Source organism: Methylobacterium sp. E-016 (assembly GCF_022829745.1).
In the GTDB taxonomy this organism is placed as follows: Bacteria; Pseudomonadota; Alphaproteobacteria; order Rhizobiales; family Beijerinckiaceae; genus Methylobacterium.
The window spans coordinates 17,064-36,896 of sequence record NZ_JAKSYF010000025.1 but is presented as its reverse complement, the minus strand read 5'-3'; the positions used below and the strand labels follow the sequence as shown (position 1 = coordinate 36,896).

Sequence of the window (19,833 nt, the reverse complement as noted above, 5' to 3'; positions counted from 1 at the left end):
GGCGACGCGCCCGGCCGTCACTGCGAGCGCCGCCCGAACGAGACCGCGTAGGCCTGGACCCGCGCGTCGATCAGGGGATCGTCCGAGACCTCGATCCCGTCGGTGAGGGCGTTCGGCAGGAACAGCAGCGCCTTCTCGGCGCTCGCGCTGTCGGCGACGGGCTTGGTCAGCGTCAGGGTGCCCATCTCGACCAGGCGGCGCTCCTCCGGCCACGGCTGGGTCGCGTCGTCGGTCCGGTCGCCGGGCTCCGCGAGCTGGGCCAGCACCTTGTAGGAGACCGGCGCCTTGCCGAGCCGCGTGCGGATCTCGCTCATCAGGTGGTCCGGCGCCTGCTTGGCGGCCTCCTCGGACCCGAGCAGCTCCTCGCCCTCGACCGGCACGATGCGGTAGCGGAAGGCCTGCCGCTTGCCGCTCGCGTCGACGAGGATGAAGGCGTTGACGCCGTTGTAGGTCTGGCGCGCCAGGCTCGTCGGGGTCCGGGCGGTGGCGCCGGCCTTGCCCGCGGCCGGGTGGCTCGCCACGAAGGTCTCGGCCGGCGTCGGCTTTCCGGCATCCTTCCCGCTCTTCGCGATCGCGACGAGCAGGTCGCGGAACTCCTCGCCGGTGGCGACGGGGAAGTACTTCAGGCTGTTGGTGACGACGTCCATCTCGCTGCCGTCGGCGAGCTTGAACTTGAGCGAGAGCCCGTGCGGGTTGGCGTTGGCCGCGCCGTCTGCGATCGTCGGGAGGCCGGTGGCGTCCGAGAAGCGGGCGGTGACCGGCACGGCGGCACCGGCGAAGACCGACGCCTTGCTGAGCTTGGCCGCCTCGGCGCTCGGCGTGAAGCGTCCTTCCACGACGGTCCCCTTGGCGTGGTTCGCCCGCATGCCCGGATGCTGCCCCCAGAGCGTGTTCATCGCGTCGACGGTCTGCTCGGCGGTGGTGCCGTCCTCGGCCGAGACCGGCGTGCCGGCCAGACCGGCGAGCATGAGGCCGCCCGCCAGGGCGCGTCGGAGGAGTGGAATACGGGTCATGCAGGTCTCCGGATCGGGGCGGCCCTCCGGCACCCGAGGCGGCGACCGGCGGCGATGGATGGCTATTGCCACGATCTGGAGTTGCACAAAAGGATCGAGCCGCGCGCCGCGATGCGAGGCCGTTTATCGGCGCGCGCCGCCGTCTGGACCGACGAGCCGCAGCCCATGCCCCTCGGGTCCCTCGGCGTAGGCGGTGCTGCCGTCGGCCGAAAGCCGCACCGGGTGGCCGGCCTGCCGGATCGCCGCGACGGCTTTGACGACGTCGGCGGTCTCGAGGACGAGCCGCGTCGTCGCCCGGTCGCGCGGACCGAAGGGCGCCGGGGTCGGTTTCTCCGTCGCGGGCTGGCGGTAGTGCAGCAGCTCCAGATGCGGCGTCGCAGGGCCGCCGGGTTCCAGGCCGAGGACGTCGACGACGGGGTCGGGGACGCCGTCGAGGCGCGCCTGCGCCTCGCCCGCGTTCAGACCTCGCTGCGCCACCCGGAAGCCGAGCAGCGCCGCGTGGAAGGCGAGCGCGGCCTCGAGGCGCGTCACGGTGATCGCCGAGTGGTCGATGCCGAGGAACAGGCCGGGCGCGGCCTGCCAGCGCTCGGCGGCGGGGCCGCCGGGGAAAGCGATCAGCTCCAACGGGTGCCCGTCGGGATCGCGGAACTTGTAGGCCGTGACGCCGCCCGACGTCTTGGGCAGGTCCTGCGGGCCGCCGACGCTGACGGCGGTCGGCGACAGGCGCGAGAGCTGCCCGAACGCGGCCTCCATCGCGCGGACGGGGATCGCGAGATGCTGGAAGACCGGATCGGTGGCACGGGGCGCGTCCGGGTACGGCGCGCCCGGCGGATCGAAGGCCAGGAACGCCACGATCTGCCGGCCGAGCCGCATCGTCAGGCGCGAGCCCACCGCCCCGGGGGATCCGTAGGCGTCGCCGATCGCAGCCGGCAGCGGCTCGATCGGGCCGACCCGCGAGAACCCGAGGCCGTCGCGATAAAACGCCTCCGTCCGCGTCAGGTCCGCGACGGTGCGCTCGAACCCGGCGATCGATCGGACCAGGGCGCTCACAGGAGCCGCGCCCCACGCCGGTTGGTGTAGATCGCGTAGAGGGTGTGCGAGGCGCAGAGAAAGAGCCGGCTGCCGTTGCGGCCGCCGAAGGCGAGGTTCGAGACCGTCGCGGGCACCAGGATCTTGCCGACGCGCTCGCCGTGCGGATCGATGCAATGCACGCCGTCCCCGGCGCCCGACCAGAGATAGCCTTCGTCGTCGAGGCGGAAGCCGTCGGCGAAGCCCGGCTCGACCGTGTGGAAGACGTCGCCGCCCGAGAGCGATCCATTCTCGGCGACGTCGAAGACGCGGATGAACTTCTTCGGCGCCTCGGCGAATTGCAGCCCGCTCTCGGCGACGTAGAGCTTCGTCTCGTCCGGCGAGAAGGCGAGCCCGTTCGGCCCGTCGAAGTCGCCGGCCACGACCGCGAGCGAGCCGTCGCGCGGGTCGAAGCGGTAGACGTTGGCGGGCAGCTCGGAGGCCTGCTTGCCGCCCTCGTAGTCGGTCTGGATGCCGTAGGGCGGGTCGCTGAACCAGATCGTGCCGTCCGACTTGCAGACGACGTCGTTCGGGGAATTCAGCCGGCGGCCCTGGTAGCGCTCGACCAGCGCGGTGATCGTGCCATCGAGCTCGGTCCGGGTGATCCGGCGGTCGCGGTGCGAGCAGGAGAGCAGGCGCCCCTGCCGGTCGCGGGCGTGCCCGTTCTCGAAGCCGGTGCCCGAGCGGTACACCGATACGCCGCCGGTCTCGCTCCAGCGCATCACGCGGTCGTTCGGCAGGTCCGAGAACAGGAGCTCGTCGCGGTCGCCGAACCAGACCGGGCCCTCGCACCATCGGAAGCCCTCGGCGAGCATCTCCAGCGGCGCGTTCGGCAGCACGAACGCCTTGAACCGCGGCTGCGTGATCTCGAAGCCATCCATCGGCGCGGGCCTACTTGAAGCGTCCGGGCTGGTTCACGGTCGGCGTCACGTCGAGGCCGGTGACGATCATCGTGCACGGCTCGTCGCCGACCGTGCCGGAGAGATGCCCCTTCCGTCCGTCGCGCTCCTTGGTGTTCTGGTCCTCGCCCATCATCAGCTCGCCCGGTCCCATCTCGACGCGGGTGCCGTCCATGGTCTCGACGAACCAGCGGCCCGACAGGATGGCGATCCATTGCGGCCGCGGGTTCTCGTGCCATTGCCCGGCCCAGCCGACCGGCAGCACCGTGAAGGTGACGCCGGCCTGCGACGGCGCCTGCTTGTCGTTCCATTGCGGCGCGGTCTGCGGGTCGATGCCCTCGAACTTGAACGCCGACAGCGCGAACCGTTCCTGCCGGCTCACGCCTTCGGCGTCGGTGTAGACGTGCCAGTACGGCATCCTGGGCGGCGGCCCGCCGTCGTGCTGATCGGCCATGTCGGGTTCCTTGCGAGAGAGGGTCGTCAACGGTTGTCGGGGGCGGACAGGGCCGGGGCGGCCTGCGGGCCGCTCGAGAGCGGGTGCCGAACGACCTCGGAGGCCGGGGCGTAGGTGCCGCCGATCACCACCAGCAGAAGCCCGCCGACGAGGCCGAAGTTCTTGAAGAAGTCCCAGAAATGGGCACGGCCCTCGCCGTTCTTCGACCAGAAGTCCGGGAACCGCCAGAACGGGTGGTACATCAGCGCGGTGACGGCGCAGAAGCCGGCGAGGATGAAGGCCGCCGCGCGATCGAAGATGCCGGTCACGATCAGAACCGGCGTCACCGCCTCGACGAGGATGCCGAGCACGAGCAGCAGGGCCGGGAAAGGCAGCGGGCCGGAGCGCGCCTGCCCCATGGCCTCGTCCCAGTGCGCGACCTTGTCGTAGGCGCTGAGCGGAAACATGAAGACGAGGCAGAGCTTGGCCGCGAGCGGCACGGCGACGAGATCGAGCCACGTCATCGGGGGCCTGGGGTGACGGGCATCGCGAGATCCGGGGCGAGACGGGGGAGGGGCGGCGTTCGTGCTCGAGGGCCCAACGCCGCTCACCCGCCGCAGTTGCCGGGCCGGGCGGCGGAAGCGGGTGCGTTTGCTGCATCGCAGCGCGCACGATGCCGTGACCGGCCAGCCTGGAACGCCTCCAGACTTGTGCCGTTGGCCGGCGAACCCGTTTTCTCCAGCGTATTGCAGTGCGAGGCCGACCGATGCGAGAGGACCATTACGACGTCATCGTGATCGGCTCGGGCCCCGGCGGCGGCTCGCTGATGTCGCGGCTGGCGAAGACCGGCAAGCGCATCCTGCTGCTGGAGCGCGGCGACTACCTCCCGCGCTCGCAGGACAACTGGAATTCGAAGACCGTCTTCGTCGACGGCGCCTACCAGGCGAAGGAGACCTGGTACGGCGGTGACGGCCGCACGTTCAGCCCGGCGTTGCACTACTATGTCGGCGGCAACTCGAAGGTCTACGGCTCGGCGCTGCTGCGGATGCGCGAGCGCGATTTCGGCGAGGTCCGTCACGTGGACGGCCTCTCGCCGGCCTGGCCGGTCTCCTATGCCGAGTTCGAGCCGTATTACGGGCAGGCGGAGGCGCTGTTCGCCGTGCACGGGCAACGCGGCGAGGATCCGAACGAGCCGTGGGCGAGCGGCCCCTACGCCCATCCCCCGGTCAGCCACGAGCCGCGCATCCAGAAGCTGTCGGACGACTGGGCAAAGGTCGGCCTCAACCCGTTCCACCTGCCGCTCGGCATCAAGCTCGACGAGCGCAACGGCAAGCCGACGCCGACCAGCATCTGCATCCGCTGCGACGCCTTCGACGGGTTCCCGTGCCTGCTCAACGGCAAGGCCGACGCGCAGGTGATGACCGTCGACCCGACGCTGGCCCGCCACGACAACGTCACGCTGCTCGTCAACGCCTACGTCTCGACGCTCGAGACCGACCCGTCGGGCCGCACCGTGACGGCGGTGAACGTCACCCGCGAGGGCCGGGCGGAGCGCTACTCCGCCGACATCGTCGTCGTCGCGTGCGGCGCGCTGTCCTCGGCGCTGCTGCTCCTGCGCTCGGCCAACGCGGCCCACCCGAACGGGCTGGCCAACGGCTCCGACCAGGTCGGGCGCAACTACATGCGCCACACCATGTCGGTGCTGATGGCCCTGTCGAAGGAGGTCAACGACACCGTCTTCCAGAAGACGCTCGCGGTCTCGGACTTCTACTTCGAGTCGAAGGACTGGGAATTTCCCATGGGCCTGATCCAGATGTGCGCCAAGACGCATCCGGAGCAGATCCGCGGCGAGGAGTTTCCGAAATGGACCGGCTTCCTGCCGAATGCCCCGTTCGAGATGGTGGCGCGCCACTCGATGGACTTCTGGCTGCAGAGCGAGGACCTGCCGCATCCCGACAACCGGGTGATGCTCGGCCATGACGGCCGCGTGATCCTCGACGTGCGCGAGACCAACCGCGAGGCGCACGACCGCCTGCGCGGCAAGCTCGAGGACCTGCTCCGTCCGGGCGGGCTCTACACCTACCTGTTCGAGCGCTCGCTGTATCTCGGCAAGAACATCCCCCTGAGCGGGACCGCGCATCAGGCCGGCACGCTGCGCTTCGGCACCGATCCGAAGGCGTCCGTGCTCGACCTGACCTGCAAGGCGCACGAGCTCGACAACCTCTACGTCACCGATGCGAGCTTCTTCCCCTCGATCGGCGCCGTGAACCCGACGCTGACGATCGTCGCCAACGCGCTGCGCGTTGCCGACCACATCGCCGAACGGCTGGGCTGACGGGCTCGATCGCGACCCGCTTCGGACGAGCGCGTGGCGCCTGGTCGTCACGCCCGCCGCGGCATCCGGAACGGCAGCATCAGCCGCACCAGCGGATTGCGGAAGCGGTCGAGCGACAGGCTCTCGTGGACCGGGCGCACCGTCTCGCCGGCGAGCCGGGCCGAGAGCAGCGAGCGGGAGTAGAACGGCGTGTCCTCGAAGGTCCGCACCACCTCCGCCCGCCCGTCGTCGCTGCGGGTCGCGCGCGGCACGCGCCAGAACCGCGTCGGCGGCAAGGCCGCGGCGAGGGGCGGGCGGAGATCGCGGCGGGCGCCGATGCGGTCGAAGCGGAGCGAGAGGTTCTGGCCCGAGCCGTCGCGGCGGCACACGTCGTAGAGGATCGCCGCGCCGTCGCCGAGGTCCGCCCGGCACCAGGTCCAGCTCGTGAAGGCCTCGGCCAGCGGCTCGTCGCCGTGATTGGTGTCGAAGTAGGCGGTGCCGGACCAGCGCACGGACGGCGCGTCGAGCGCGACCTCGACGGGCGAGGACGGCGCCATCGGCCACCAGCGATGCGCGCCCCGCGCGTCCAGGGTGAAGGGCCCGGGCGTGATCCCTCCGGGATGAAGCTTCACCGTGCCGCGGACCCGCGACGGGACCGGCGCCGTGGTCTCGTCGAGGGTGATGGTGAGCGAGGTGCCGTCCCAGGCCATGCCGCTCGGCCCGATCCGGATCTGCGTCGCATCGCGCGACAGGGCGCGGCTGCCGCGCTCGGTCATGCAGAAGCGGTTTTCGCGCGCGCCGTAGAGGACGACGTTGACGGCGCAGTGCTCGAACGGGTTCCGCGTGGCGTCCCAGGCGTAGTAGGGCGAGAACACGCTGCCGATGAAGGCGATGATGGTCAGCCCCTGGGTGCCGTCCGCGCTCAGGGCGTCGACGTACCACCAGACATAGCCGTCGCGGCCGACCGGCGTGTCGAAGCGGGGCGCGCCGCCCGCCGATCCGCCAGCAGCGTGTCCGCCGCGATCCGCCCCGATTGCGCCGCCATCGGCACCCCCGGCCCCGGATGGACGCTGCCGCCCGCCAGGTACAGGCCCGGCAGCCGGGTCCGCGCGCCCATCCGCTTGAAGGTCGCGCTCCAGCCGTGCGAGGCCCGTCCGTAGAGCGCCCCCCCGGTCGCCGGGAACAGGGTGCCGAACCGGGCCGGCGTGGTGACCGCGGTCTCGGCGGCGGAGATCGTCAGGCCGCACGCCGTCAGCCGTGCCCGCATCGTCGTTTCGCATGCGTCGATCTCCGTATCGGTGAAGGGTCGCTCGCCCCGGGCCGGCGCGTTGACGAGGCAGAGCAGGCGCTCGGGCCCGTCCGGCATCGCGTCGCCGGCCCGATCCTGCGCGCAGACGTAGGTCGTGGGGTCGGGCGGCAGCCGCCCGCGGCGGATCGCGTCGAACTCGGCCCGGTAGTCGCGTCCGAAGAACACGGTGTGGTGCGCCAGCGGAAAGTCCGCGGTGCGGGCGTTCAGGCAGAAGGTGATCGCCGAGAGCGAGCGCTCGGCCGGGGCCACCGGATCGGCGGCGCCGACCACCGCGGGCCCGAGCAACCCGGCGGCGAGAGCCGAGACGTCGCCGTTCATCACCACCGCGTCGGCCGCGATCCGCTCGCCGTCGGCGAGGACCACGCCCGAGACCGCACCGCCCGAGACCAGGATGCGCGCGACGTGCGCGCCGGTGCGGATCGTCGCGCCGCGCTCGCGCGCCAGCGCGGCGACCGCCGCGGCGAGCCGGCTCAAGCCGCCCTCGATCGACCACACGCCCGCCTGCTCGACATGGGCGACGAGCATCAGCGTCGCCGGCGCCTGATACGGCGAGGAGCCGCAATAGGTGGCGTAGCGTGCAAACAGCTGCCGCAGGCGCGGGTCGCGGAAGTAGTCGCCGAGCGCCCCCCACAGGGTGGCGAAGGGCTGGATCCGCCACAGGTCGCCCAGCCCCGACAGGCCGGCGCGACGGGCGAGGTCGACGGGTCCGGGCCGGGCGCCGCGGATGAACGGCGCGTCGAGGGTGCGGAACACCTGCTCGGCCCGCGCGCAGAAGCGCCGGTAGCCCTCGGCCTCGCGCGCGCCGGCGAAGGCGGCGATCGCGTCGGCGGAGGCGTCGACGTCGGCGAGCAGGTCGAGCCGCTCGGACGCGCTCCAGGCGTGGCGGGCGAGAATGCGGGCGGGGCTCAGCGCGACCCGCTCACCCAGATCCGCACCGGCCTCGGCGAAGATCTCGTCGAGGATCCAGCGCATGGTGAACACGGTCGGGCCGGCCTCGATCCGGGTGCCGCCGACCGGCACGCTGCGCATCTTGCCGCCGGGCACGCCGGCGGTCTCGAGCAGCGTCACCGCGCATCCAGCCACGGCGAGCCGGAGGGCGGCGACGAGCCCGCCGATGCCGCCCCCGATCACCACGACCCGCTCGATCACCATCGTTCCCCCGTGCCGCACAACGATCCGGCATTGATCTCACCCGCGACAAGTGTCAATCATAGATGACACTTCGAAAAGTCAAAGCAAATTGACACAGGAGGTCACGGTGGACGCAGGCCAGCGCATCGAACGGACCCTGGACAACGCGGTCGCCTACGCCGAGGCGCCGGGCGCCCCGCCGCGGCTCGCCGAGGCGATCCGCTACGCCGTGTTCCCGGGCGGCCATCGCATCCGGCCCCGGCTCTGCCTGGCGGTGGCCACCGCCTGCGGCGACGACGATCCGGCCGCCGCCGAGTCCGCCGCCGCCGCGATCGAGCTGCTGCACTGCGCCTCCCTCGTCCACGACGACCTGCCCTGCTTCGACGACGCCGAGACCCGCCGGCAGAAGCCCACCGTGCACGTCGCCTTCGGCGAGCCGCTGGCGGTGCTCACCGGCGACGCGCTGATCGTGCTCGCGTTCGAGACGTTGGCCCGGGTCGCGGCCAGGAACCCGCATCGGCTCGCGGCGCTCGTTGGGCTGGTCGCCCGCGCGGTCGGCTCGCCGACCGGCATCGTCGCCGGCCAGGCCTGGGAATCGGAGGAGCAGGTCGCGCTGTCGAACTACCAGCAGGCCAAGACCGGTGCGCTGTTCGCCGCCGCGACGGTGGCGGGTGCGGCGGCGGCGGGCGCGTCGCCGCTGCCGTGGCGGCTCCTCGGGGAATGCCTCGGCGAGGCCTATCAGGTCGCCGACGACCTGCGCGACGTCGCCTGCCGCCAGGAGGAGATCGGCAAGCCCGCCGGCCGCGACGCTACCCTCGGCCGGCCGAACGCCGCCCTGCTCCTCGGCATGGGCGGCGCCCTCGAGCGGCTGAAGCGCCTCTCGGCGGAGGCGATCGAGGTGATCCCGACCTGCCCGGGCGCCGACGCGCTGCGCGCCGAGATCGCCGCGCAGACCCGGCTCTTCCTGCCCGCGAGCCTCGCCCACGAATTCGCCTGAGGCGAGGGGCATGGCGGCGGAGACCAGCGTCGGCATCGTCTCCGGCGGGGAGAAGAACGACCTCCGCGCCGTCCCGCTCGCCTCGGCGGGGGGAGGGTGGCTCGCGTTTCGAAACCTTCGCGAGCGCTGGCGCGCCTTCCGCATCGCCCGCGTCGCGAGCCCCGTATTCCAGCGTTGGGCCGCCGGGTTTCCGCTGACGCGCCGCATCGCGCGGACGAACACCCGGGCGCTGTTCGACCTCTGCGCCGGGTTCACCTACTCCCAGGTGCTGCTCGCCTGCGTCCGGCTCGACCTGTTCCACACGCTGCAGCCCGGCCCGCTCGCGACGGCCGTGGTGGCCGAGCGCTTCCGTCTCGCACCGGAGCGGGCCGAGCGCCTGCTGAAGGCCGCCGCCTCCCTCGACCTGATCGGCCGCCTGCCCGACGCGCGCTGGGCGCTGGCCGACCTCGGCGCGGCGCTGATCGGCAACCCGTCGGTGGCGGCGATGATCGAACATCACGCCATGCTCTACGCCGATCTCGCCGACCCGGTCGCGCTGCTGCGCGGCGAAGGACCCCCGACGCAACTCTCGGGTTACTGGCCCTACGCCAAGGCCGCCGAGCCGGACGCCGCGGAGGCCGGGGCGGTCGCCGGCTACAGCCGCCTGATGGCGGCCTCGCAGGCGCTGATCGCCGAGGACGTGCTCGACGCCTATCCGCTTGGATCGCACGCCTGCCTGATGGATGTCGGCGGCGGGGAGGGCGCCTTCGTCACCGCCGCCGCGGCCCGCCACCCCGGCCTGCACCTGATGCTGTTCGACCTGCCGGCGGTCGCCGCCCGGGCCGAGGCGCGCCTCGGTGCGGCGGGCCTGACGGTCGCCTGCCGCGGCGGAAGCTTCTTCTCAGATCCGCTGCCGCGCGGCGCCGACGCGATCTCGCTGGTGCGGATCGTCCACGACCACGACGACGCCCGCGCCGCGGTGCTGCTGCGTGCGGCGCACGACGCGCTGCCCCCCGGCGGCACGCTGCTCGTCGCCGAGCCGATGGCCGGGACGCGGGGGGCCGAGCCGATCGGCGACGCCTATTTCGGCTTCTACCTGCTCGCCATGGGCAGCGGCCGCGCCCGCACCGTCGAGGAGCTGACCGCGATGCTTCGCGATGCCGGATTCGACGCGATCCGCAGCGTGAAGACCCGTCGTCCCCTGCTGACGCGCCTCGTCGTCGCCCGCAAGCGCGGCGAAGTGTAAATTTGGCTTGACGCTTTCCGTTGTCATTCTAGGATGACTGATGGCCGACCGGGAGAGTCGGGCCAGGGATGGAAGAGGCACCGCACATGGACGCGCTCGCCGTCGTTCTCGAGAAACCGGAGGTGCTGGCGCTCAACCGCCTGCCGCTGACTCCGGCCGCAGAGGGCGACGCGGTGGTCGCCGTCACCTGGAGCGGGATCTCCACCGGCACCGAGCGCCTGCTCTGGACCGGGCGGATGCCGAGCTTCCCCGGCATGGGATACCCGCTGGTGCCGGGCTACGAGTCGGTCGGCACCGTCGAATCGGCGCCCGCGGGCTCGGACCTGAGCGTCGGCCTAGCGGTGTTCGTGCCGGGCGCGCGCTGCTTCGGCACGGTGCGCGGCCTGTTCGGCGGCGCCGCCTCGCACCTGATCGTGCCGGCGGAGAAGCTGGTGCCGGTCGACCCCGCCCTGGGCGAGAAGGCGATCCTGCTGGCGCTCGCCGCCACCGCCTACCACGCGATGGCGAGCAACGCCCCCGGCGAGCGCTCGCTGATCGTCGGCCACGGGGTGCTCGGGCGCCTGCTGGCCCGGCTCACCGCCCTGTCCGGCGCGATGCCGACGGTGTGGGAGACCAATCCGGTCCGGGCGCGGGGCGAATTCGGCTATCCCGTCATCCACCCCGATCAGGACGAGCGCCGCGACTACGCGACGATCACCGACGTCAGCGGCGATGCGAGCCTCCTCGACACGCTGATCGGGCGGCTGTGCTCCGGCGGCGAGATCGTGCTCGCCGGCTTCTACGAGGCGCCGCTCGCCTTCGCCTTCCCGCCGGCCTTCCTGCGCGAGGCCCGGATCCGGGTCGCGGCCGAGTTCCGGCCGCACGACCTCGCGGCGGTGAGCGCGCTCGTCGCACGCGGTGCCCTCTCCCTCGACGGCCTGATCACCCACCGGCGCCCGGCGTCGGAGGCGCAGCAGGCCTATCGCACGGCCTTCGGCGAGCCCGAGTGCCTGAAGATGATCCTCGACTGGAGGAACGCATGAACATGCACCTGACCAACGCCGCGCTCCGCGCCGAAGCGGCCATCGAGCCGGATCCGGTGGCGACCGCGCCGGCGAAGAAGGAAACGCAGATCATCGCGATCTACGGCAAGGGCGGCATCGGCAAGTCGTTCACCCTGGCCAACCTCAGCTACATGATGGCCCAGCAGGGCAAGAAGGTCCTTCTCATCGGCTGCGACCCGAAGAGCGACACCACCTCGCTGCTGTTCGGCGGCAAGGCCTGCCCGACCATCATCGAGACCTCGACCCGGAAGAAGCTCGCCGGCGAGCCGGTGGCGATCGGCGACGTCTGCTTCAAGCGCGACGGCGTCTACGCGATGGAGCTCGGCGGCCCCGAGGTCGGGCGCGGCTGCGGCGGCCGCGGCATCATTCACGGCTTCGAGCTTTTGGAGAAGCTCGGCTTCCATGAATGGGGCTTCGACTACGTCCTGCTCGACTTCCTCGGCGACGTGGTCTGCGGCGGCTTCGGCCTGCCGATCGCCCGCGACATGTGCCAGAAGGTCATCGTCGTCGGCTCGAACGACCTGCAGTCGCTTTACGTCGCCAACAACGTCTGCTCCGCGGTCGAATACTTCCGCAAGCTCGGCGGCAACGTCGGCGTCGGCGGCCTGGTGATCAACAAGGACGATCACACCGGCGAGGCCCAAGCCTTCGCGGCCGCCGTCGGCATCCCGGTGCTGGCCTCGATCCCGGCCGACGACGACATCCGCAGGAAGAGCGCGAACTACGAGATCATCGGCCGGCCCGACGGGCGCTGGGGCTCGCTGTTCGCCGATCTCGCCCAGAACGTCGCCGAGGCGAAGCCCAATCACCCGGCACCGCTTTCGCAGGACGGCCTCCTCGGGCTGTTCTCCAGCGAGACCACCGGCCGCGACGTGGTGCTGGTGCCGGCGACCTTCGAGGACATGTGCGGCGTCGCCCACGTCGCCAAGCCGTCCCTCGAAGTCGTCTACGACGAGGTCTGAGGCGCATGGCCGTCACCCTCGACATCGCCGCGCTCCGCGCCCGCCGGGAAGTCCCGGCCTCGACGCTCGCCGCCGCGCAGGCGCCGGCCGTGAACCTCGCGGCGACGAAGGGCGACGGCCTCGGCTGCCATGCCGGCAAGGACGTGATGCGGGCCGCCGCCGCCGAGGCCGGCATGAGCGAGACGCTGGACCGGCTGGCCAAGGATTACCCCGTCGGGCCGCACGACCAGCCGCAGAGCATGTGCCCGGCCTTCGGCTCGCTCCGGGTCGGCCTGCGGATGCGGCGCACCGCGACGATCCTGTCCGGCTCCGCCTGCTGCGTCTACGGGCTGACCTTCACCTCGCACTTCTACGGGGCCAAGCGCTCGGTCGGCTACGTGCCGTTCAACTCGGAGACGCTGGTCACCGGCAAGCTGTTCGAGGACATCCGCGAGGCGGTGTTCCTCACGGCCAAGCCCGCCGATTACGACGCCGTCGTGGTGATCAACCTCTGCGTGCCGACGGCCTCGGGCGTGCCGCTGCGCCTGCTGCCGAAAGAGATCGACGGCGTCCGCATCATCGGCATCGACGTGCCGGGCTTCGGGGTGCCGACCCATGCCGAGGCCAAGGACGTGCTCGCCGGCGCGATGCTGCGGTTCGCGCGCACGGAAGCCGAGCAGGGCCCGGTCCAGGCGCCGCGCGCCGGCCGCTTCGAGCGCCCGACGGTGACGCTGCTCGGCGAGATGTTCCCCGCCGATCCCGTGGTGATCGGCGCGATGCTGGAGCCGCTCGGCCTCGCCGCCGGCCCCGTGGTCCCGACCCGCGAATGGCGCGAGCTCTACGCGGCGCTCGACGGCGCGGCGGTGGCGGCGATCCACCCGTTCTACACCGCGAGCATCCGCGAGTTCGAGGCGGCCGGCCGGCCGATCGTCGGCTCGGCGCCGGTCGGCGTCGACGGCACCGCGGACTGGCTCGACCGGATCGGCGAGGCCTGCGCCGTCCCGCGCGGCCTGGTCGAGGCCGCCAAGAACCGCCTGCTGCCGCCGATCCGCGGCGTGCTCGCCGCCGCCCCGATCCAGGGCCGCATCACCCTCTCCGGCTACGAAGGCTCGGAGCTGCTGGTCGGGCGCCTGCTGATCGAGAGCGGCGCCGACCTGCGCTACGTCGGCACCGCCTGCCCGAGGACGCCCTGGGCGGAGGCCGACCGCGACTGGCTCGAGGCCCGCGGCGTCCAGGTGAAGTTCCGGGCCTCGCTCGAGGACGACCTCGCCGCGATGCGCGAATACCGGCCCGACCTCGCCGTCGGCACCACGCCGGTGGTGCAGAAGGCCAAGGAGGCCGGCACGCCGGCCCTGTACTTCACCAACCTGATCTCGGCACGGCCGCTGATGGGCGTCGCCGGCGCCGGCTCGCTCGCCAAGGTGATCAACGCCGCGCTCGGCAACAAGGGCCGCTTCGACGCGATGCGCGGCTTCTTCGAGGGCGTCGGCACCGGCCACGCCGCCGGCGTCTGGGAGGCGGTGCCGCAGCTGCGCAAGAGCGTGGCGCGGGCGCCCGCGCCGAAGAAGCACGACCAAGGTCTCCTGCTGGACAACACGCCTATCGGGGAGATGGCCTGATGCTCGTCCTCGATCACGACCGCGCCGGCGGGTACTGGGGTGCCGTCTACGTCTTCACGGCGATCAAGGGCCTGCAGGTCATCATCGACGGCCCCGTCGGCTGCGAGAACCTGCCGGTCACCTCGGTGCTGCACTACACCGACGCGCTGCCGCCGCACGAGCTTCCGATCGTCGTCACGGGCCTCGGCGAGGAGGAGCTCGGCCGCCACGGCACCGAGGGCGCGATGAAGCGGGCGCATGCGGTGCTCGATCCCGGCCAGCCCAGCGTCGTCGTCACCGGCTCGATCGCCGAGATGATCGGCGGCGGGGTCACGCCGGAGGGCACCAACATCCAGCGCTTCCTGCCGCGCACCATCGACGAGGACCAGTGGCAGACCGCCGACCGGGCGATGCGCTGGCTCTGGCAGGAATACGGCGCCAAGCGCTTCGCCAAGAAGGGCATCCCGCCGCGTCCCGCGCGCAAGGAGGGCGAGCGCCCGCGGGTCAACCTGATCGGGCCGGCCTACGGCACCTTCAACATGCCCTCCGACCTCGCTGAGATCCGGCGCCTGGTCGAGGGGATCGGCGCCGAGATCAACCTGGTCTTCCCGCTGGGCTCGCATCTCGCCGACGTGCCCAAGCTCGTCAATGCCGACGCCAACGTCTGCCTCTACCGCGAGTTCGGGCGCCTGCTCTGCGAGGACCTGGAGCGGCCCTACCTGCAGGCGCCGATCGGCGTGCTCTCGACCACCAAGTTCCTGCGCTCGCTCGGCGAGATCCTCGGCCTCGATCCCGAGCCGTTCATCGAGCGCGAGAAGCACACCACGATCAAGCCGGTCTGGGACCTGTGGCGCTCGGTGACGCAGGACTTTTTCGGCACCGCGAGCTTCGGCATCGTCGCGACCGACACCTACGCGCGCGGCGTGCGCCACTTCCTCGAGGAGGAGATGGGGCTGCCCTGCACCTTCGCCTTCGCGCGAAAGCCCGGCGCCAAGCCCGACAACGCGGCCGTGCGCGCGGCCATCGCGAACAATCCGCCGCTGGTGCTGTTCGGCTCGTTCAACGAGCGGATGTACGCGGCCGAGAGCGGCTGCCGGGCGGTGTTCGTGCCGGCCTCGTTCCCCGGCGCGATCATCCGGCGGCACACCGGCACGCCGTTCATGGGCTATTCCGGCGCGACCTACCTCGTGCAGGAAGTCTGCAACGCGCTGTTCGACATGCTCTTCCACATCCTGCCGCTCGCCCGCGACATGGATGCGGTCGAGGCGACGCCGGCGCGGATGCATCGCGAATTGCCGTGGAACGAGGCCGCGCGGGCGCTCCTCGACGCGCATGTCGAGCGCCAGCCGGTCCTGGTCCGGATCTCGATGGCCAAGCGCCTGCGCGATGCCGCCGAGCGCGGCGCCCGCCGCGACGGCGCCGGCGAGGTCGCACCCGGGCACGTCGAGACCGCCCACGACGCCCTGAAGCTCGGGGTCGCCGCATGAGCGCGTCCGCGAGCCTGCCGAGCCCTGCCGCCCACACCCCTTCGCCCCGGCTCCGGCCGGACGAATCCGCCCGCACCCCGCCGAGCCCGCGCCCTGCGCCGGCCCCAGCGCCCAGGAGGACATCCATGGCCCGATCGATCGATGCGACGTCCCGGCTCCACCAGGAGGAGGTCCAGTTCAAGGTCATCCTCGGCGCGACCTACCCGTTCTTCCTCGCCGCCGCGATCGCCCAGCGCGTGATGCCGGCGCGCGAGCCGGGCCGCCCGGCCCAGCGCCGCTCGGTCTTCGGCGAGGCCAAGGCCATGGCGGTCTCGGCCATCCCCTACGCCTTCATGGGCTGACGCCTTCGGGCCGCGCCGGATCGCGCTTCGCGCCGGCCGAGCCCTTCGAGACGCTTCCGTCCGGGCAGAACGGGTGGAAGTCCGGTCGTGGCACCCAACGCCGCCACGGCGCTCACCCCCGCGCGACCCTGCCGCGCGGTCAGCCAAACGGAGGTACTTCAACCATGGCCAATCCCGGAACGCTCGAACGACCGAGCAGCCTCTCGGGGCTGACGGAACCCGAAGCCAAGGAGTTCCACGCGATCTTCCTGACGAGCTTCATCATCTTCACCGCGATCGCCGTGGTCGCGCACATCCTGGTCTGGATGTGGCGCCCGTGGCTGCCCGGGCCGAAGGGCTACGCCATGCTCGAAGGCGGGGCCCAAGCCGTCCACGGCCTCGTCTCGATGATCTCGTAAGGGAGGACACCATGCACAAGGTCTGGCTCCTGTTCGATCCCCGCCGCACGCTGGTGGCGCTGTTCACCTTTCTCTTCGTCCTCGCGCTGCTGATCCACTTCATCCTGCTCAGCACCAGCCGGTTCAACTGGCTGGAGGGCGCCAAGGACTCGAAGGCGGCCTCCCTCCGGATCGTCGCACCGACCCCGGCGTGACCCGGCCCCGCGGCGTGCCGGCCGGGTTCCCGCCCGGCCGGCATGCCGCGCAAGACGCCGCGCACCGAAGGCAGCGGACCGGAGCCCCGATCCTCCCGCCCGCTGCGCCCGACACCCGAGCGCTGCCGCAAGGCCGCTCGCACGACCGCCCGCACGACCGCCCGACGGCCGCAGACCCATCCGGAGGCTATTCGCCATGGCGATGCTGAGTTTCGAGAAGAAGTATCGCGTCCGCGGCGGCACCCTCGTCGGCGGCGACCTGTTCGATTTCTGGGTCGGGCCGTTCTACGTCGGCTTCTTCGGGGTCACGACGCTGTTCTTCAGCGCGCTCGGCACGGCGCTGATCATCTACGGCGCGGCGCTCGGGCCGACCTGGAACATCTGGCAGATCAACATCGCGCCGCCCGACATCAAGTACGGGCTGGCGCTCGCCCCCCTGAAGGAGGGCGGCCTCTGGCAGATCATCACGTTCTGCGCCATCGGCGCGTTCTCGTCCTGGGCGCTGCGCGAGGTCGAGATCTGCCGCAAGCTCGGCATCGGCTACCACGTGCCCTTCGCCTTCGCGGTCGCGATCTTCGCCTACGTCGTCCTGGTCGTGGTCCGCCCGTTCCTGATGGGCGCCTGGGGCTACGGCTTCCCGTACGGCATCCTCAGCCACCTCGATTGGGTGTCGAACACCGGCTACCAGTACCTGCACTTCCACTACAATCCGGCGCACATGCTCGCCGTGACCTTCTTCTTCACCACGACGCTCGCTCTGGCGATGCACGGCGGCCTGATCCTCTCGGCGACGAACCCGGCCAAGGGCGAGACCGTGAAGAGCCCCGAGCACGAGGACACCTTCTTCCGCGACACGATCGGCTACTCGATCGGCACGCTCGGCATCCACCGCCTCGGCCTGTTCCTGGCCCTGTCGGCGGGATTCTGGAGCGCGGTCTGCATCGTGATCAGCGGCCCGTTCTGGACGCAGGGCTGGCCGGAATGGTGGGGCTGGTGGCTGAACCTGCCGGTCTGGCGCTGAGCCGCGAAGTCGCCCGGCCGCGATCGTCGCGCGGCCGGGGGCGGGACGGATACGGCCACCACGTCGCTTGAAGAACGCTCCCGGAAAGGGCCCAGGCAATGGCGTACTACCAGAACATCCTCACCCAGGTGCAGATCCGGCCGATCGAGGCGGAGCACGGCGTCCCGGTCGCCGTCGATTCGCGCTGGGGCAAGCCGTTCCACAGCTACCTGATGGGGCTGATCGGCAACGCGCAGGTCGGGCCGATCTACATCGGCTACCTCGGGGCGCTATCCTTCGCCTGCGGGCTGATCGCCTTCGAGATCATCGGCCTCAACATGTGGGCGTCGGTGAACTGGGACCCGATCCAGTTCGTGCGGCAGCTGCCCTGGCTCGCCCTCGAGCCGCCGCGCCCGCAATACGGCCTCCGGATCCTGCCGCCGCTCAACGAGGGAGGCTGGTGGCTGATCGCCGGCTTCTTTCTCACCGCCTCGATCCTGCTGTGGTGGCTCCGGCTCTACCGCCGCGCCGCGGCGCTCGGCCTGGGCAAGCACGTGCCGTGGGCGTTCGCCTCGGCGATCTGGCTCTACCTCGTGCTCGGCTTCATCCGCCCGATCATGATGGGCTCGTGGAGCGAGGCGGTGCCGTTCGGCATCTTCCCGCACCTCGATTGGACCGCCGCGTTCTCGCTGCGCTACGGCAACCTGTTCTACAACCCGTTCCACATGCTCTCGATCGTCTTCCTGTACGGGTCGACGCTGCTGTTCGCGATGCACGGGGGCACCATCCTGGCCTGCTCGCGCTACGGCGCCGAGCGCGAGATCGACCAGATCGTCGACCGCGGCACCGCCACCGAGCGCGCCGCCCTGTTCTGGCGCTGGACCATGGGCTTCAACGCCACGATGGAATCGGTCCACCGCTGGGCCTGGTGGTTCGCGGTGCTGACGACGCTCACCGGCGGCATCGGCATCCTGCTCACCGGCACCGTCGTCGACAACTGGTACCTCTGGGCGGTCAAGCACGGGGTCGCGCCGTCCTATCCGCAGGTCTACGGCCCGATCGTCGATCCCTCCAGCGTCGCCCCCTCGGTGCACCCATGAGAACCCTGCTCGCCGTCGCCGGCGCGGTCGCCGCGCTGTTCCTCACGATCGCCATGCTTGGCACCGCCGGCTGGACCCGCCCGCCGATGGCGCAGCAGCAGACCGGGTTCCGCGGCACTGCGATGGACGTCATCGAGACCCGGGCGAACAAGGCCGCCAAGATCGAGGCCAACCAGGCGCCCGCGCCGGCCGACCCGGCCGAGCCCGGGGGCGAGAAGGCCTCGGCGGTCTACCAGAACGTCAAGGTCCTCGGCGATCTCTCGGCCGACAACTTCAACCGCCTGATGGCCTCGATGACCGAGTGGGTCGCCCCGGAGCAGGGCTGCACCTATTGCCACAACACCGAGAACATGGCCGACGACAGCCTGTACCAGAAGCGCGTCGCCAGGCGGATGCTGCAGATGGTCCAGCACATCAACTCGACCTGGAAGGAGAACCACGTCCACGAGGCCGGCGTCACCTGCTACACCTGCCACCGCGGCCAGCCGGTGCCGAAGAACATCTGGTTCGAGAATCCCGGCCCGAACGCGGGGCACGGCGTCATCCCGCGCAACAACGGGCAGAACGTCGCCAGCCCGCAGGTCGGCCTGACCTCGCTGCCCTACGGCGTCTACGCGGCGTTCTACGCGCACAAGAACACGCCCGAGGACGCGATCCGCGTCAACGCCACCTCGGCCCTGCCGGAGACCAAGGGCAAGCCGATCCAGGACGCGGAGAAGACCTTCGCGATCATGATCAGCATGGCGCAGTCGCTCGGCGTGAACTGCACCTTCTGCCACAACACCCGCTCGGTGGCGGATTGGAGCACGAGCACGCCCAACCGCGTCGCCGCCTGGCACGGCATCCGCATGGTCCGCGACCTGAACGAGGACTACATGCTGCCGCTCTCCGAGACGCTGCCGCCGAACCGCCACGGCCCGCTCGGCGACGTGCCGAAGATGAACTGCGCCACCTGCCACAACGGCGCCAACAAGCCGCTCAACGGCGCCCACGTGGTCGAGGCTTATCCCGAGCTCGCCGGGCCCGTCGCCTCGGCGGACATGCCGGCCGGCGTGCCGGCCCAGCCCGCGGCGACGCCGGATCCGGCGATGCCGGCGCCCGCGCCGAAACCCTGACGACCCTGGCCGGGCGAGCCCCGGTCGAACGTCCCGATCCCGAAACGGCCGCCGGACCCCCGTCCGGCGGCCGTTCTTGTTGCGGGAGGCGACGGGAGGCGCGGCGCGACCTTTGCACATCGGACGCGCATCTCGGTGAATACCGCCACTTTTCAGAAATCGCGCGCGCGTATACAGACAGGAAACTCTATTCGCGTATTATATACGTACGGTTGCAAGCACACAGT

General features: G+C 71.3%; 20 protein-coding genes. 13 read left to right on the top strand and 7 right to left on the bottom strand.

Translation table 11 applies throughout. The features are described 5' to 3' along the window. Positions 1-17 precede the first annotated feature (17 nt). The 5 genes from MKK68_RS01585 to MKK68_RS01565 form a co-directional block, all read right to left on the bottom strand. On the bottom strand, positions 18-1,013 hold the full coding sequence (locus tag MKK68_RS01585) for a catalase family peroxidase (RefSeq protein WP_243936688.1): 996 nt from the start codon (positions 1,011-1,013) through the stop codon (positions 18-20). 123 nt (positions 1,014-1,136) lie between these two features. Next, on the bottom strand, positions 1,137-2,063 hold the full coding sequence (locus tag MKK68_RS01580) for a VOC family protein (RefSeq protein WP_244028026.1): 927 nt from the start codon (positions 2,061-2,063) through the stop codon (positions 1,137-1,139). Next, the gene (locus MKK68_RS01575; protein WP_147844034.1) at positions 2,060-2,962 is read right to left on the bottom strand and encodes an SMP-30/gluconolactonase/LRE family protein; all 903 of its coding nucleotides are present in this window, start codon (positions 2,960-2,962) and stop codon (positions 2,060-2,062) included. The genes MKK68_RS01580 and MKK68_RS01575 overlap by 4 nt, the downstream gene beginning before the upstream one ends. Before the next feature lie 10 nt (positions 2,963-2,972). Continuing rightward, positions 2,973-3,434, bottom strand: a complete 462-nt coding sequence (locus MKK68_RS01570; protein ID WP_244028024.1) for a cupin domain-containing protein — start codon at positions 3,432-3,434, stop codon at positions 2,973-2,975. Between the two features lie 26 nt (positions 3,435-3,460). After that, positions 3,461-3,937, bottom strand: coding sequence for a DoxX family protein (locus tag MKK68_RS01565; protein ID WP_147844035.1), 477 nt, complete (start codon positions 3,935-3,937; stop codon positions 3,461-3,463). A 242-nt stretch (positions 3,938-4,179) separates the two neighbouring features. On the opposite strand from MKK68_RS01565, the gene MKK68_RS01560 reads away from it, so the two are divergent. After that, positions 4,180-5,748, top strand: coding sequence for a GMC oxidoreductase (locus MKK68_RS01560; RefSeq protein WP_244028022.1), 1,569 nt, complete (start codon positions 4,180-4,182; stop codon positions 5,746-5,748). 47 nt (positions 5,749-5,795) lie between these two features. Here MKK68_RS01560 and MKK68_RS01555 read toward each other — a convergent pair whose 3' ends face one another. Together MKK68_RS01555 and crtD are read right to left on the bottom strand one after the other, a co-directional pair. Next, positions 5,796-6,653, bottom strand: a complete 858-nt coding sequence (locus tag MKK68_RS01555; protein WP_244028070.1) for a carotenoid 1,2-hydratase — start codon at positions 6,651-6,653, stop codon at positions 5,796-5,798. Continuing rightward, on the bottom strand, positions 6,650-8,188 hold the full coding sequence (gene crtD / locus MKK68_RS01550; RefSeq protein ID WP_244028019.1) for a 1-hydroxycarotenoid 3,4-desaturase CrtD: 1,539 nt from the start codon (positions 8,186-8,188) through the stop codon (positions 6,650-6,652). Before crtD ends, MKK68_RS01555 begins: the two co-directional genes overlap by 4 nt. 106 nt (positions 8,189-8,294) lie before the next feature. On the opposite strand from crtD, the gene MKK68_RS01545 reads away from it, so the two are divergent. The 12 genes from MKK68_RS01545 (at position 8,295) to pufC (ending at position 19,606) form a co-directional block, all read left to right on the top strand. Then, positions 8,295-9,164: a polyprenyl synthetase family protein gene (locus MKK68_RS01545; protein WP_244028017.1), complete on the top strand. Its 870-nt coding sequence runs from the start codon at positions 8,295-8,297 to the stop codon at positions 9,162-9,164. A gap of 10 nt (positions 9,165-9,174) precedes the next feature. Beyond that, positions 9,175-10,389 carry an acetylserotonin O-methyltransferase gene (locus tag MKK68_RS01540; RefSeq protein ID WP_244028015.1) on the top strand — a complete coding sequence of 405 codons (1,215 nt, stop codon included), beginning with the start codon at positions 9,175-9,177 and terminating at the stop codon, positions 10,387-10,389. An 86-nt stretch (positions 10,390-10,475) separates the two neighbouring features. Beyond that, positions 10,476-11,411: a chlorophyll synthesis pathway protein BchC gene (gene bchC, locus MKK68_RS01535; RefSeq protein WP_244028008.1), complete on the top strand. Its 936-nt coding sequence runs from the start codon at positions 10,476-10,478 to the stop codon at positions 11,409-11,411. Beyond that, the gene (locus tag MKK68_RS01530) at positions 11,408-12,394 is read left to right on the top strand and encodes a chlorophyllide a reductase iron protein subunit X (RefSeq protein ID WP_147728121.1); all 987 of its coding nucleotides are present in this window, start codon (positions 11,408-11,410) and stop codon (positions 12,392-12,394) included. The genes bchC and MKK68_RS01530 overlap by 4 nt, the downstream gene beginning before the upstream one ends. Positions 12,395-12,399: 5 nt before the next feature. After that, positions 12,400-13,992 (top strand): chlorophyllide a reductase subunit Y, encoded by a 1,593-nt coding sequence (bchY, locus tag MKK68_RS01525; protein WP_244028000.1) that lies wholly within the window; start codon positions 12,400-12,402, stop codon positions 13,990-13,992. Beyond that, positions 13,992-15,458: a chlorophyllide a reductase subunit Z gene (gene bchZ, locus MKK68_RS01520; protein WP_243938560.1), complete on the top strand. Its 1,467-nt coding sequence runs from the start codon at positions 13,992-13,994 to the stop codon at positions 15,456-15,458. The genes bchY and bchZ overlap by 1 nt, the downstream gene beginning before the upstream one ends. A 125-nt stretch (positions 15,459-15,583) precedes the next feature. Beyond that, the gene (locus MKK68_RS01515; protein WP_147730004.1) at positions 15,584-15,799 is read left to right on the top strand and encodes a hypothetical protein; all 216 of its coding nucleotides are present in this window, start codon (positions 15,584-15,586) and stop codon (positions 15,797-15,799) included. Between the two features lie 164 nt (positions 15,800-15,963). After that, positions 15,964-16,197 (top strand): light-harvesting antenna LH1, beta subunit, encoded by a 234-nt coding sequence (gene pufB, locus MKK68_RS01510; RefSeq protein ID WP_147730005.1) that lies wholly within the window; start codon positions 15,964-15,966, stop codon positions 16,195-16,197. Positions 16,198-16,208: 11 nt separating this feature from the next. Then, positions 16,209-16,391 carry a light-harvesting antenna LH1, alpha subunit gene (gene pufA / locus MKK68_RS01505; protein ID WP_243948681.1) on the top strand — a complete coding sequence of 61 codons (183 nt, stop codon included), beginning with the start codon at positions 16,209-16,211 and terminating at the stop codon, positions 16,389-16,391. Between the two features lie 196 nt (positions 16,392-16,587). Continuing rightward, a complete protein-coding gene (gene pufL, locus MKK68_RS01500) occupies positions 16,588-17,412 on the top strand; it encodes a photosynthetic reaction center subunit L (RefSeq protein WP_147729315.1) in 825 nt (274 codons plus the stop codon). Positions 17,413-17,510: 98 nt separating this feature from the next. Next, complete coding sequence (gene pufM / locus MKK68_RS01495) at positions 17,511-18,491, top strand: photosynthetic reaction center subunit M (RefSeq protein WP_147729316.1); 981 nt, start codon at positions 17,511-17,513, stop codon at positions 18,489-18,491. Then, on the top strand, positions 18,488-19,606 hold the full coding sequence (pufC, locus tag MKK68_RS01490; RefSeq protein ID WP_244027994.1) for a photosynthetic reaction center cytochrome PufC: 1,119 nt from the start codon (positions 18,488-18,490) through the stop codon (positions 19,604-19,606). Before pufM ends, pufC begins: the two co-directional genes overlap by 4 nt. Positions 19,607-19,833: the final 227 nt, after the last annotated feature.